1 protein-coding gene is annotated in these 237 nt (G+C 57.0%); it reads right to left on the minus strand.

The window, feature by feature from the left end:
* On the minus strand, nucleotides 1–237 hold a 237-nt coding region (locus tag MTCD1_RS23865), incomplete at both ends, for a hypothetical protein (protein ID WP_498067581.1).

The following is a 237-nucleotide window of genomic DNA, read 5'->3' on the forward strand; positions in this document are numbered from 1 at the left end:
CTTTCCATCAGAGGTCTTGAATCCCTTCTTGACCTCTTCAAAGGCAGCAGCCGCCGCATCTTTCGCCTCATCGTCGAACTTGCCGGTTTCCCGGATCGTCGTGAGCACGTTGCTGTGACTACGCAAGTACTCAAGAACGTCACCCTCGAACCGCAATACATCGCCGACCGGAACATCGTCGAACTTGCCGGTGGTGCCACCCCACACGCTAATGACCTGCTCCTCTACCGGGTAGGG

Origin of the sequence: Colwellia marinimaniae, from assembly GCF_002207865.1 — a bacterium.
Classification (GTDB): domain Bacteria; phylum Pseudomonadota; class Gammaproteobacteria; order Enterobacterales; family Alteromonadaceae; genus Colwellia; species Colwellia marinimaniae.